The following is a 13,214-nucleotide window of genomic DNA, read 5'->3' as shown; positions in this document are numbered from 1 at the left end:
CATTGAAGTGGTTGTATCTGTCACATCAAAAAAAAATGTAATTTGACGCACTAAAAAAAACTCCGATAACCCTAACGTCTTACGCCATTTGCTGCGTTGATTATCTGAGTTGTATAAAAAATAGCCATAAAGATGATTATATGCTCATCTTGTCAATGAAGTAGACAAAAAAACCTACCTCAGCACACAATGATAGCAGGCTCACTTTTTTGCGGCAATCTGCTTTATTTGCATGATACAATCAAACCTATGACAGAAGATAAACCTAAAGTGCAATTCATCGACATTAGCGATGACTTTGCAGGCCAGCGGATTGATAATTTTCTCCGCGCTAGGCTTAAAAACGTACCAAAAAGTATGATTTACCGCATTTTGCGTAAAGGCGAGGTGCGAGTAAACAAAAAACGTATTAAACCTGAATATAAATTGCAGGATGGTGATCTAGTACGCGTACCGCCGGTTTTTGTTCCTGAAAAAGAAGAACAAGCGCCAGTCAGTACCAAGTTGAATAAAGTCGCTGAATTAGAGCATTGCATCATCTATGAAGATGATCATATGTTAATTCTGAATAAACCATCAGGGACAGCAGTTCATGGCGGCAGTGGCTTAAAATTTGGTGCTATTGAAGCATTACGAGCGTTACGCCCTGATGCGCGATTTTTGGAACTCGTTCACCGAATTGACCGTGATACCTCGGGCATTTTGTTAGTGGCAAAGAAGCGTTCAGCTCTTCGTCAATTGCAAGAGCAATTTAGAAATAAAACGGTGCAGAAATATTACTTCGCTTTAGTAATGGGGGAATGGAAAGCGAATTGCCGAAAAGTCACTGCACCTTTGTTAAAAAATGAAGTAAACAGCATTGTACGTGTTAACCCACAAGGTAAAGCATCCGATACGCGTTTTAAAGTATTAGAGCGATTCTCACAGGCAACATTGGTACAAGCTAGCCCTGTAACGGGTCGTACGCATCAGATCCGTGTGCATTGTCAGTATGAAGGCCATCCTATTGCTTGGGATGATCGATATGGTGATCCACGTTTTGATGCTTACACTAAAAAAACAGGTTTAGGGCGTTTGTTCCTTCATGCTGCAAATATCAAATTTACGCATCCAAGTACGGATGAAGCGATGGATATTAGCGCGCCAATGGAACCGGTTTTAGAACGTTGTTTGGAAAAGCTACGTCAAATGTAACCAAAGTGAAAGGCGAGGAAATCGTCTCGCCTTTTGTTTTGCACGACTTTTTTTTCACGAATGTTAGTGAGTAAGTCTTATAAGACCGAAACGCCCTCATTAGCTAACATCTCAGTTAATGCAATTAAAGGTAATCCTACGAGCGTGTTAGGGTCACGCCCTTCAAGTTTATCAAATAGTGCAATTCCTAAACCTTCACTTTTAAAACTCCCTGCACAATACAAAGGTTGCTCTTTTCTCACGTAATTTTCAATTTGTTGTGGCGTAAGTGTTTTAAAGTGAACATGAAAAGGTTCACAAATGACTTGTGTTGATTGTGTTTTTGCATTGTAAACACATAGCCCTGTGTAAAAGGTAATGGTTTTTCCACTTGCGGCTTGTAATTGCTTACAAGCATTTTCTTCAGTATGGGGTTTGCCTAAGATTTTCCCATCAATCACACAAACTTGATCTGATCCTATAATAAGAGAATCTGGGTAAGTGCTGGCGCAAGCTTTGGCTTTTAATTGTGCAAGTCGACAGACTAACTCTTGGGCAGATTCTGTGGCTAATGCCGTCTCATCAGTTTCAGGGCTTGCTGTTTCAAAAGGGATCGCTAACTTTTCGAGTAGCATTTTTCGGTAAGGGGAGGTTGATGCCAGTAATAATGGTTGTGTCATAACAATGTTCTACACATCTAGAATGAATTTTAATACAGCAATGATATAGCAAGTTTCACTATGATTGCTGCAACTTTTATTAGGATTATATTGAATTGAGATTGTTGTATTACGGTTGTTTCATTCCACAATTCGGTGTATGTTCCGCATAATTTGTTAGATCCCCAATGTGGCCAATGACGAGACTTATATTGTTCAAAATATATGAGAGTTATTGACAGCGACTGCATATGATCATACGGCTATGTTAGTTGCTTTGTGCGTTATATTGGGTGTTATTTCATCGATTGTTCCGACACGATCAAGTGATTGAGTAGCAGACATTTAAACTTTTATTACTGAGATGTGGTGTCGAAGCGTTTTGTAATTTTCATCACAGCATGAGAATTGGTCAAAAGCTGTTAAATCACACACATTTCCTTTGACTCAAACAGACTATAAGGCTAATATTCGCGCCCTATGCAAAAGGTAAAATTGCCGCTAAAGGTAGATCCAGTACGTACAGCACAAAAAAGACTCGATTATGATGGCATCATCAAAGCCGATCTTTTGTCTCGCCTAGCTGAATCAACCCAGAGCGTAATAAGTGATGCAAACGTCAACTTGTCTTTTGACCTTGACCAACGTCGTATTCCTTTCATCCGCGGTATCGCAGATGTAGACGTGATGTTGACCTGCCAGCGATGTCAGGGAGAATTTCCACACCATATTCATGTGGAATTCTGTTATAGTCCGGTTCGCAACGAAGAAGCCGTAGATGAGTTACCGGAAGCCTATGAGCCGACAATCGTCGACGAAAATGGCGAGATCAACCTGATTCAACTTGTTGAAGACGAATTGATTCTGGAATTACCACAAGTCGCAATGCACGACGATGCTGATTGTAAAATTGGCTCGAAGAACATGTCTTTTGGTGAGATCCCCGTTGCTGATGAGCGTCCGAATCCGTTTGCAGTATTGAAAAATCTTAAGAGTTAAATTTAACAGGAGTAGGGTTAATGGCCGTACAAAAGAGCAAAAAATCACGTGCAGCACGTGGTATGCGTCGTTCACACGATGCCCTAACTACAGCAGCAGTTTCTGTAGATAAAGCATCTGGTGAGACTCACCTACGTCACCACGTGACAGCTGACGGTTTCTACCGTGGCCGCAAGGTTATCAACAAGTAAGGTTGAACCTTGATGGGTCTTACCGTTGCACTTGATGCAATGGGCGGGGATTTCGGTCCTCAAGTAACAGTGCCTGCCGCCGTGCAGGCACTGTTGCATTCGCCTGAGCTCAAACTTATTCTTTTTGGTGATCTAAGTGCAATCACTGCGCAGTTAACTCTCCTTAATAAGCTTAACCATCCTAGGCTAACGATCGTGCATTGCGATACCGTTATCGCTAACGAAACACGCCCATCACAAGCCCTTCGACATAGTAAAGGCTCATCTATGCGTATGGCATTAGATGCAGTTGCAGCAGGCCAAGCAGATGCATGTGTCAGTGCCGGTAATACTGGCGCACTCATGGCATTATCACGCTTTGTGTTGAAACAACTTCCGGGGGTTGAGCGTCCTGCATTAATTTCAGCGATACCCAATCGTGGTGCAAATCCAACTTGGCTCCTTGATCTTGGCGCGAATGTGTCTTGTGATGCTGATACTTTATTCCAGTTTGCAGTTATGGGCTCTGTTCTTGCTGAACAAACCTTAGGTACTACACCACGTGTCGCATTATTAAATATTGGTGAAGAAGAGATCAAAGGTAATGATTTGGTTAAACGTTGTGCTGAAATGTTGATTCAATCTCCGGATATCAATTATGTTGGCTACGTTGAAGGTCACCAACTTTATTCAGATAAAGCCGATGTTATTGTGTGTGATGGTTTCGTTGGAAATGTGAGTTTAAAGACCAGTGAAGGGGTCGCAAACTTATTTATTGAACGGATAAAACATGCAATAGGTCGTAACCCTATTCGACGCATTATTGCTAAATGGCTGTTTAGTGAGCTCTTTGAAGGCTTGCAACAGTTGAACCCCGACCAGTATAACGGTGCAAGTCTGTTAGGATTGCGCGGTATTGTGGTGAAAAGCCATGGAAGTGCTGATACTGTCGCTTTTGCCAACGCGATAAGCGAAGCGGTTTACGAAGTTAAACGACAAATACCGAATAAAATCAGTGACCGTTTAGAAGAGGTCCTACTCGAGAGGCACTATTAGTCTTCATGAATAGCAAAATTCTAGGAACTGGCAGCTACCTGCCACAACAAGTACGCTCGAATGCGGACTTAGAAAAAATGGTAGAAACAAGCGATGAGTGGATTGTGACACGAACAGGTATTCGTGAGCGCCGTATTTCGTCTGAAGATGAAACTGTTGCCGTAATGGGCTACCAAGCCTCGTTAAAGGCAATTGAGATGGCGGGGATTGATAAAGAAGATATCGATCTGATCATTGTTGCCACCTCTAGCGCCAGTCACACATTTCCATCAGCAGCTTGCCAAGTGCAAGGTATGCTAGATATTAAAGGCTGTCCTGCATTTGATTTATCAGCGGCATGTACAGGCTTTGTTTATGCGTTAAGTGTTGCTGATCAGCATATCAAAACGGGTATGGCGAAAAATGTACTTGTTATCGGTTCTGATGCACTTTCTCATTGCTGTGATCCAGAGGATCGCTCAACCATTATTTTATTTGGTGATGCGGCGGGTGCGGTTGTGATTGGTGCGAGTGAAGAGCCTGGCATTATTTCAACGCATTTATATGCTGATGGCCATTTTGGTGGTTTATTAAGTCTCGCAGTACCAGAATATGGTAAAGATTTTGATGCTAACAAATGGCTTTACATGGCAGGTAACGAAGTCTTTAAAGTAGCGGTAACCCAGTTATCGAACTTAGTGAAAAGTACGCTGGCTGAAAATAACATGGATAAGTCTGAGTTAGATTGGCTTGTACCTCACCAAGCAAATATGCGTATTATCTCAGCGACGGCGAAAAAATTATCAATGTCGATGGATCAAGTTGTGGTTACGCTTGATCGTCATGGTAATACGTCGGCTGCAACAGTCCCAACAGCATTAGATGAAGCGGTTCGTGATGGCCGTATTCAACGTGGTCAAACATTATTACTCGAAGCGTTTGGTGGCGGTTTTACTTGGGGCTCAGCATTAGTGAAGTTTTAATCAAGTGATTAAACATTACTGATTTGCTTTTATTTTTAGTGCATTAAAACTAATAAGCAATATATTAGTTTTAATGCATATTAATCGACTAATGATTAGTCAATAAAGAAGGATTCTCGAATGTCTAAGTTCGCGATTGTTTTCCCAGGTCAGGGCTCTCAAACCGTTGGTATGCTAGCTGAATTAGCAGAACAATTTGATGTGGTTAAAGAAACGTTCTCTGAGGCATCTGATGCGCTAGGTTACGATCTTTGGGCGTTAGTTCAAAACGGTCCAGCAGAAGATTTAAACCAAACACAACGCACTCAGCCTGCATTGTTAACAGCATCTGTTGCAATCTGGCGTGTATGGCAGCAGCAAGGTGGTGAACAACCAACGGTTCTTGCAGGTCACAGCCTAGGTGAATACTCAGCACTCGTATGTGCTGGTGTTATCGATTTTAAAGCAGCGGTTAAACTGGTTGAGCTACGCGGCCAACTTATGCAGGAAGCAGTACCGGCTGGTGTTGGTGCTATGTCTGCAATTATCGGCCTTGATAACGATGCAATTGCGAAAGCATGTGAGGAAGCGGCACAAGGTGAAGTTTGTTCTCCTGTCAACTTCAACTCACCAGGTCAAGTTGTTATTGCGGGTAATAAAGAAGCGGTAGAGCGTGCAAACGTATTATGTAAAGAAGCGGGCGCTAAACGTGCACTTCCTCTTCCTGTATCAGTGCCTTCTCACTGCGCATTGATGAAACCTGCGGCGGATAAACTTGCAGTAGCATTAGAAGCTATCGCATTTAATGCGCCGTCTGTACCTGTTATTAACAATGCTGACGTGGCAACAGAAACTGATCCTGCAGCAATCAAGTTTGCACTTGTTAAACAGCTATACAGCCCGGTACGTTGGACTGAATCAGTTGAGCGCATGGCTGCTGAAGGTATCGAAGAATTATTAGAAATGGGGCCTGGTAAAGTATTAACTGGTCTAACCAAGCGTATTGATCGCGCACTTAGCGGTGCTGCAGTTAATGATATTGCTTCATTAGAAGCGGCTGTGGCTAAGTAGTCATTAAGCTTTAAAGAGGATTTACAATGAGCCTGGAAGGTAAAGTTGCACTAGTTACAGGTGCAAGCCGTGGTATCGGCCGTGCAATTGCTGAAATTTTAGTAGAGCGTGGCGCAACAGTTATTGGTACTGCAACATCTGAAAGTGGTGCTGAAGCTATCAGTGCATATCTTGGTGATAAAGGTAAAGGTCTTGCTCTAAATGTGACGTCACCTGAGTCTATTGAATCAGTTTTAAAACAGATTAAAGCAGATTTTGGCGATGTTGACATTTTGGTGAACAATGCTGGTATCACTCGTGATAATCTATTGATGCGCATGAAAGATGATGAATGGCAAGATATCCTTGATACGAACCTAACATCTATCTTCCGCCTTTCTAAAGCGGTACTGCGTGCAATGATGAAAAAACGTAATGGTCGTATCATCAGTATTGGCTCTGTTGTGGGTACTATGGGTAATGCGGGTCAAACGAACTACGCAGCAGCAAAAGCTGGCCTATTAGGTTTCACAAAATCCATGGCACGCGAGGTAGCTTCTCGTGGTATTACAGTTAACGCAGTCGCTCCAGGTTTTATCGAAACAGATATGACTAAAGCGTTAAATGATGACCAACGTGCAGCAACACTTGCAAATGTACCTGCTGGTCGTTTAGGTGATCCGCGCGAAATTGCAGCAGCGGTTGCATTTTTAGCCTCAGATGATGCTGCTTACGTAACGGGCGAAACTTTGCACGTTAACGGCGGTATGTACATGATTTAATCAAAAGATTTGCAATACTTAATGACGCAAGTCAAACTGACCTAGTTTTATGATAAAATCGTGGTTTGACCAGCACTATGAGTGTTGCAACTTTTGTCGTAATGAATAAACTACAGCAAATCGCATTAGCGAATTCTTGTTAAGGAAATATATTAGTATGAGCAACATCGAAGAACGCGTAAAAAAAATCATCGTTGAGCAACTAGGCGTAGACGAAGCTGAAGTTAAAAACGAATCATCTTTCGTTGACGATCTAGGTGCAGACTCACTAGATACAGTTGAACTAGTAATGGCACTTGAAGAAGAATTCGATACAGAGATTCCAGACGAAGAAGCTGAAAAAATTACTACTGTTCAAGCTGCAATCGACTACGTAAACAGCGCACAGTAATATAAAAATGAATATATCCAGGCGGTCTTTATGACCGCCTGTTTTTTTTTAATTTCCTGTTTTATCCTCAATTCCCGGAGAAATTAATCGTGTCTAAGCGTCGTGTAGTTGTAACTGGCATGGGTATGCTTACCCCGGTTGGTAATTCTGTTGAATCTTCTTGGAAAGCTTTACAGTCAGGCACTAGTGGTATTAGTACTATCCAACATTTTGATGCAAGCGCATTTGCTACTCAATTTGCCGGCATGATCAAAGACTTCAATTGCGAAGATTACATGTCCAAGAAAGATGCACGCAAAATGGATTTATTCATTCAGTATGGCATTGCTGCTGGCGTACAAGCTTTCAAAGATTCAGGTATTGAAGTTACTGAAGAAAATGCAGCACGCATTGGCGTTGCTATCGGTTCTGGTATTGGTGGCTTAGGTCTAATTGAAGTTGGCCATCAAGCTTTAATGGAAAAAGGTCCGCGCAAAATTAGCCCGTTCTTTGTTCCTTCAACAATTGTAAATATGATCGCTGGACACATGTCTATCATGTACGGTCTACGTGGTCCAAATATCGCAATCTCTACCGCATGTACGACTGGCCTTCATAACATTGGTCATGCAGCGCGTATGATCGCTTACGGCGATGCAGATGCGATGGTTGCTGGTGGTGCAGAAAAAGCATCAACGCCATTAGGTATGGGCGGTTTCGCAGCAGCAAAAGCACTATCTACGCGTAACGACAACCCTCAAGCGGCTTCTCGTCCATGGGACCAAGATCGCGACGGTTTCGTACTAGGTGATGGTGCGGGTGTTATCGTGCTAGAAGAGTATGAACACGCAAAAGCCCGTGGCGCTAAAATTTATGCTGAGCTTGTAGGCTTTGGTATGAGTGGTGACGCTTACCACATGACTTCACCAAGTGCAGATGGTTCAGGTGGCGCGTTAGCAATGGAAGCATGTATCCGTGATGCGGGTATTAATGCAGACCAAATTGGCTATATTAATGCGCATGGCACATCGACACCAGCAGGTGACGTTGCTGAAACATTAGGTATCAAGCGTGCTATGGGTAGCGCAGTTGATAACGTTATGGTTTCTTCAACAAAATCAATGACAGGTCATCTATTGGGTGCTGCAGGTTCTGTAGAATCAATCATCACTATTCTAAGCTTAGTAGATCAAGTGGTTCCACCAACAATTAACTTGGATAATCCAGGTGAAGGTTGTGATCTTGACTATGTTCCAGGTGAAGCCCGCCAAGCAAATCTAGAGTACGCATTGTGTAACTCATTTGGTTTCGGCGGTACTAACGGTTCATTATTATTTAAGAAAATGTAGTTACATTTGTCTCTAAATGGCATCAGGAAAATCGCTTAATAACCTGATATGATTAGCAGCCCGATATCTTTGTAGGTATTGGGCTGTTTTTTATCATAAAAAGGATAATCGATGGCGTTTATTAACAGTCAGAAACAACGAGAGTTAGCAATAACGGATCGTGCTATACAATATGGAGATGGCTGTTTTTCGACAATAGGCGTTAAACAGGGAAAGCTGTTGTTATGGCGGTTTCATCTTGAACGATTACAACAAACGTTGCGCAGGTTAGCGATTAATGAACCTGATTGGGATCAAGTCTTTCTACAGGCTAAAAAACTCGCTCAATCTTTCACTGATCGTGGTGGGATAAAAATATTAATCAGCCGAGGTGGCGGCGGTAGGGGGTATAGCCCAACGGGCTGCGATGACACGACAGTTATTTTTAGTGCTTTCAATTGGCCTACCCATTATAAGCAATGGCAGAAAGATGGCATCATACTGGGGGTTTGTCAGCAGCAACTGGGTTACAGTCCAATGCTTGCGGGGATGAAGCACTTAAATCGATTAGAACAGGTACTCTTAAAACAAGAAGTCGAACATAAACAATGGTTGGATGCTGTGGTGCTCAATACCAATGATCATGTTATTGAAACAACAGCATCTAATATCTTCTGGCGTAAAGGGCGTGTTGTTTATACGCCAGAATTAATAGGATCTGGAGTTGAAGGTGTCATGCGTCGACATGTCATTACATTGCTTTCAACGTTGCCATATACGTTAGAATTAGGTGATTATTCTCTGGCAGATTTGCTTTGTGCTGATGAAGTATTTATAACCAATGCGTTAATGGAGTTAGTGCCAATAATGGCGATTGACTCTACCTATTATCAACAACAGTCACTACTCGACGTATTACAAAAGAGGCTATATACGTGTTAAAGAAGTTGATTCTTATTGTTTTCATTCTTGCTGCCCTAGCGGCAGGTGCTGCTGGTTGGGCGTATACTCAAGTGAAGAACGAGCTAAATCTGCCCGTTATTAATACTGAGCAGGTAATGATAACAGTTAAACCAGGGACATCGTTTAGAGGGTTAATCAATCAGCTTGTACAAGATAAAGTGATCAAGGCATCACAATGGACGCGCTGGGTCGGAAAGTTAGATCCCTCTTTAACGGATATTAAGGCAGGAACTTACGGTCTAGAGCCACATAAAACATTGCAAGAAGTATTGGCATTGATTGCTTCTGGCAAGGAGTTTCAATATTCAATCACCTTGGTTGAAGGTGAGCGTTTTAGTGAATGGTTAAAAAAAATCCAAGCTGCGCCTGAATTAAAGCATATTACTGATGGCATGACAGAGCCACAAATTGCGAAAGCGATCGGCATTGATAACGTTAAAATTGAAGGTTATTTACTGCCTGATACGTATCATTACACAGCGGGTACTACCGATATTGCAGTACTGAAACGTGCTTATCTAGCGATGAATAAAGAGTTAGCCACTGCGTGGGAGCGACGTGAGAAAGATCTGCCTTTAAAAGATCCTTATCAAGTATTGATCATGGCTTCTATTATTGAAAAAGAAACCGCTGTGCCAGCAGAACGAGGTTTGGTTGCGTCTGTCTTTATGAATCGTTTGCGCAAAGGGATGCCTTTACAAACCGACCCAACCGTTATTTATGGCATGGGTGATAAATATAAAGGCAATATTAGTAAAAAAGATCTTAGAACCCCAACGCCTTATAACACCTATACCATGAAAGGTTTACCACCTACACCGATAGCAATGCCAAGTAAAGCATCAGTATTAGCAGCCGTTAATCCTGATAAGAGCAATTACTATTATTTCGTGGCCGATGGTAAAGGCGGGCACAAATTCTCTACAACTTTGGTTGAGCACAACCGTGCGGTTCGTGCATACCTGAAAACATTAAGAAAACAGTCACAATGATCGGTAAATTTATTGTCATCGAAGGTCTTGAAGGGGCCGGTAAAAGTACTGCGATTAAGCAAGTTATCGCGACCTTGGCACAGCATGGTATTCATGATCCAGCATCAACGCGAGAGCCTGGTGGTACACCTTTAGCAGAGCAAATGCGGGCACTGGTTAAAGAAGGGCATCCTGATGAGCCATTAACCGATATGGCTGAATTATTACTGCTTTATGCGGCACGTATTCAATTGGTTGATAACGTGATTAAACCTGCATTGAACCAAGGTCAGTGGGTTGTTGGCGACCGTCATGATATGTCATCCCAAGCATACCAAGGTGGCGGACGTGGTTTTGATAAAGCATTAATGGAAAATCTACGTGATACGGTACTGGGAGATTTTCGTCCTGATCTGACTATCTATATGGATATCGAGCCTGAACTGGGGTTACAACGTGCCCGTGGTCGTGGTGCGCTAGATCGTATCGAACAAATGAATGTCGATTTCTTCCATCGTGCGCGTGCGCGTTTTCTTGAATTATCAGAGAATCAACCAAACGTCATTATTATCGATGCAAGTCAGCGTTTAGAAAAAGTGACTGAAGATCTACAGTCTGCGCTGAATGCATGGTTGGAGCAGCAATAACATGTTGTATCCGTGGCAAGAATCGTTATGGCAGAATTGGCAACAGTTGTTAGAGCAAAAGCGGCTTCATCATGCCATTTTGTTGTTGGCGGTAAAAGGCAGTGGCCGTGATGTCCTCGCGCGCCAGTTAGCTAAAACCGTTTTATGTCAAAACAATGAAACAGAACCATGTGATGTTTGCCATAGCTGTAAATTATTTGAAGCTAACAGCCATCCTGATTTTCATGTTATTAAGCCTGAACAAGAAGGAAAACAAATCGGTGTTGATGCGGTTCGACAATGTAACCGCTGGGCAACGGAAACCTCTCACTTAAATGGTCAGCGTGTTATTTTAATTGAACATGCCGATGCAATGGGAGAAGCGGGCTCGAATGCGATTTTAAAAACGCTTGAAGAGCCACCGCAAGGTTGTCAGTTTATTCTAACGGCGCAAAGTTTAGATAGTTTATTACCGACTATTGTTAGTCGTTGTAATAAATGGCGTTTGCCAATACCTGCTGAGTCAAATGTAAAGCAGTGGGTTGAGCATAAATTAATGCAATCGATTAACGTTGAATCTATTCGCCTTAATAGTGGGGCGCCATTGTCAACGTTAGCGTTTGTTGAAAGTGGTATGAATATTCGTCATGCTAATTTGATCAAAGCATTTGCCGAGTTTTTACAGCCACCAAATATTGGTATCTATGATGTTACCGCGATGTGTACTGCAGACGGTATTGTTACATTAAAATGGCTAAGCTATTTTTTAGTCGACTGTATTAAGTATCAGCAAGGTGTAAGCAATAGTTTTGTGCACAACGAATCTTTAGTGGCAGTACAACAGGTTGCTACACAGGTTTCGGGGGCTTTGTTACTTGAGCAATCAAGAAAAATTAATACGCTATACCGTAAATTAGAGCAGCATACAGGATTGAATATTGAGCTGTTAGTTGTAGAGTGGCTAACTGGTTTTATTCAAGATTAAGCGTAGTATTGAGATTTGTATTTATAGTCATATTCAGAGATAAAAGAGGAACGCCCGTGTTAGTTGATTCACATTGTCATCTCGACAAACTTGATTACGATAAGTTACATACAGGGATTGATGATGTACTTAATAAAGCCAAAGAAAGAGGTGTAGAGTACTTTCTTTCTGTTGGTGTAACGTTGGCCGCTTTTCCTAAAATGATGGAAATGATCGCCCCTTACGAAAATATTTTTGCTTCTTGTGGTATTCACCCTTTAGATGTTGAGTCTGGTTATAACTACGAACAGTTTAAGGCTTTTGCGCAACATGAAAGAGTTGTGGCTATTGGTGAAACGGGGTTAGATTACCATTACCAGCCTGATACGGCAGAGCTTCAGCAAGAGATCTTTCGCCAACAGGTTCGTGTCGCGGTTGAATTGAATAAGCCACTTATTATCCATACTCGTATGGCACGTGAAGATACAATGCGTATTCTTCGTGAAGAAGGGGCTCAAAAATGTGGCGGTGTTTTACACTGTTTCACTGAATCGCTTGAAATGGCATTAGATGCGATTGAACTTGGTTTTTATATTTCGATTTCAGGGATTGTAACATTTAATACAGCAAGCGATCTGAAAAATGTGGTGAGCCAATTGCCACTGGATCGTTTGTTAGTTGAAACGGATTCACCGTTCCTTGCGCCAATGCCATACCGAGGTAAGCAAAATCAGCCTGCGTATACACGTGAAGTTGCTCAATATATTGCGTTGCTAAAAGGTGTTTCCGTTGAAGAGGTTGAACGAGCAACCACTGAAAATTTCTTTACGCTATTTCCTTTAGCGAAGAAATAACTTTGATAGATTGGTCGTGAAAAAAGAGAAGCGCTGGCTTCTCTTTTTTTTTGGTTAGAAGTGTTGGCGAGAGTAAATATATATAAATCGTTACTTTTAATTATTACAAAAGTAACAAAGGTAACTGAGTATATATTCAGCATAGAATGAAACGTAATTAATAGTACTTATATGGATATATAGAAGTAGGATATTTTATTGATTGATAAATATCACAGATCTTTTAATGATGACTATTGGTTAAAGCATTGTATCCATCCCGTTTTAAATTTGTCATTGAAACTTAATAAAAAGTGAATTTTTATCTT

At 41.7% G+C, this 13,214-nt stretch carries 15 protein-coding genes; 14 read left to right on the top strand and 1 reads right to left on the bottom strand.

Annotation, left to right across the window (positions count from 1 at the left end; all coding sequences use genetic code 11):
- Positions 1 to 249: 249 nt before the first annotated feature.
- Positions 250 to 1,194, top strand: a complete 945-nt coding sequence (gene rluC / locus C9J45_RS03600) for a 23S rRNA pseudouridine(955/2504/2580) synthase RluC (RefSeq protein WP_107206469.1) — start codon at positions 250 to 252, stop codon at positions 1,192 to 1,194.
- A gap of 77 nt (positions 1,195 to 1,271) precedes the next feature.
- Here rluC and C9J45_RS03595 read toward each other — a convergent pair whose 3' ends face one another.
- Positions 1,272 to 1,853 carry a nucleoside triphosphate pyrophosphatase gene (locus C9J45_RS03595; RefSeq protein ID WP_107206196.1) on the bottom strand — a complete coding sequence of 194 codons (582 nt, stop codon included), beginning with the start codon at positions 1,851 to 1,853 and terminating at the stop codon, positions 1,272 to 1,274.
- Between the two features lie 459 nt (positions 1,854 to 2,312).
- Between C9J45_RS03595 and yceD the strand changes: the two genes are divergently transcribed.
- The 13 genes from yceD (at position 2,313) to C9J45_RS03530 (ending at position 12,906) form a co-directional block, all read left to right on the top strand.
- Complete coding sequence (yceD, locus tag C9J45_RS03590) at positions 2,313 to 2,831, top strand: 23S rRNA accumulation protein YceD (RefSeq protein ID WP_005368721.1); 519 nt, start codon at positions 2,313 to 2,315, stop codon at positions 2,829 to 2,831.
- 20 nt (positions 2,832 to 2,851) lie between these two features.
- Positions 2,852 to 3,022, top strand: a complete 171-nt coding sequence (rpmF, locus tag C9J45_RS03585) for a 50S ribosomal protein L32 (RefSeq protein ID WP_005368719.1) — start codon at positions 2,852 to 2,854, stop codon at positions 3,020 to 3,022.
- A gap of 9 nt (positions 3,023 to 3,031) precedes the next feature.
- The gene (gene plsX, locus C9J45_RS03580) at positions 3,032 to 4,057 is read left to right on the top strand and encodes a phosphate acyltransferase PlsX (RefSeq protein ID WP_199187011.1); all 1,026 of its coding nucleotides are present in this window, start codon (positions 3,032 to 3,034) and stop codon (positions 4,055 to 4,057) included.
- 5 nt (positions 4,058 to 4,062) lie between these two features.
- Positions 4,063 to 5,019, top strand: a complete 957-nt coding sequence (locus C9J45_RS03575) for a beta-ketoacyl-ACP synthase III (protein WP_107206198.1) — start codon at positions 4,063 to 4,065, stop codon at positions 5,017 to 5,019.
- A 120-nt stretch (positions 5,020 to 5,139) separates the two neighbouring features.
- The gene (fabD, locus tag C9J45_RS03570; RefSeq protein ID WP_107259653.1) at positions 5,140 to 6,069 is read left to right on the top strand and encodes an ACP S-malonyltransferase; all 930 of its coding nucleotides are present in this window, start codon (positions 5,140 to 5,142) and stop codon (positions 6,067 to 6,069) included.
- A gap of 26 nt (positions 6,070 to 6,095) precedes the next feature.
- On the top strand, positions 6,096 to 6,830 hold the full coding sequence (fabG, locus tag C9J45_RS03565) for a 3-oxoacyl-ACP reductase FabG (protein ID WP_107206200.1): 735 nt from the start codon (positions 6,096 to 6,098) through the stop codon (positions 6,828 to 6,830).
- A 157-nt stretch (positions 6,831 to 6,987) separates the two neighbouring features.
- The gene (gene acpP / locus C9J45_RS03560; RefSeq protein ID WP_005368712.1) at positions 6,988 to 7,221 is read left to right on the top strand and encodes an acyl carrier protein; all 234 of its coding nucleotides are present in this window, start codon (positions 6,988 to 6,990) and stop codon (positions 7,219 to 7,221) included.
- 89 nt (positions 7,222 to 7,310) lie between these two features.
- Positions 7,311 to 8,549: a beta-ketoacyl-ACP synthase II gene (gene fabF, locus C9J45_RS03555; protein ID WP_107259651.1), complete on the top strand. Its 1,239-nt coding sequence runs from the start codon at positions 7,311 to 7,313 to the stop codon at positions 8,547 to 8,549.
- A 111-nt stretch (positions 8,550 to 8,660) separates the two neighbouring features.
- Complete coding sequence (pabC, locus tag C9J45_RS03550) at positions 8,661 to 9,470, top strand: aminodeoxychorismate lyase (RefSeq protein WP_107206202.1); 810 nt, start codon at positions 8,661 to 8,663, stop codon at positions 9,468 to 9,470.
- Positions 9,464 to 10,483 (top strand): endolytic transglycosylase MltG, encoded by a 1,020-nt coding sequence (gene mltG / locus C9J45_RS03545; RefSeq protein ID WP_107245924.1) that lies wholly within the window; start codon positions 9,464 to 9,466, stop codon positions 10,481 to 10,483. Before pabC ends, mltG begins: the two co-directional genes overlap by 7 nt.
- On the top strand, positions 10,480 to 11,109 hold the full coding sequence (gene tmk / locus C9J45_RS03540) for a dTMP kinase (protein ID WP_107245926.1): 630 nt from the start codon (positions 10,480 to 10,482) through the stop codon (positions 11,107 to 11,109). The genes mltG and tmk overlap by 4 nt, the downstream gene beginning before the upstream one ends.
- Before the next feature lies 1 nt (position 11,110).
- Entirely contained in the window at positions 11,111 to 12,073 is a 963-nt protein-coding gene (holB, locus tag C9J45_RS03535; RefSeq protein WP_107206205.1) for a DNA polymerase III subunit delta', read from the top strand.
- A 56-nt stretch (positions 12,074 to 12,129) separates the two neighbouring features.
- Positions 12,130 to 12,906 carry a TatD family hydrolase gene (locus C9J45_RS03530; protein WP_107206206.1) on the top strand — a complete coding sequence of 259 codons (777 nt, stop codon included), beginning with the start codon at positions 12,130 to 12,132 and terminating at the stop codon, positions 12,904 to 12,906.
- Positions 12,907 to 13,214: the final 308 nt, after the last annotated feature.

The organism is Photobacterium sp. GB-1 (assembly GCF_003026165.1).
GTDB lineage: Bacteria > Pseudomonadota > Gammaproteobacteria > Enterobacterales > Vibrionaceae > Photobacterium.
Note: the sequence above shows the minus strand (reverse complement) of the source record. Positions and strands in the feature narration are given on the sequence as shown.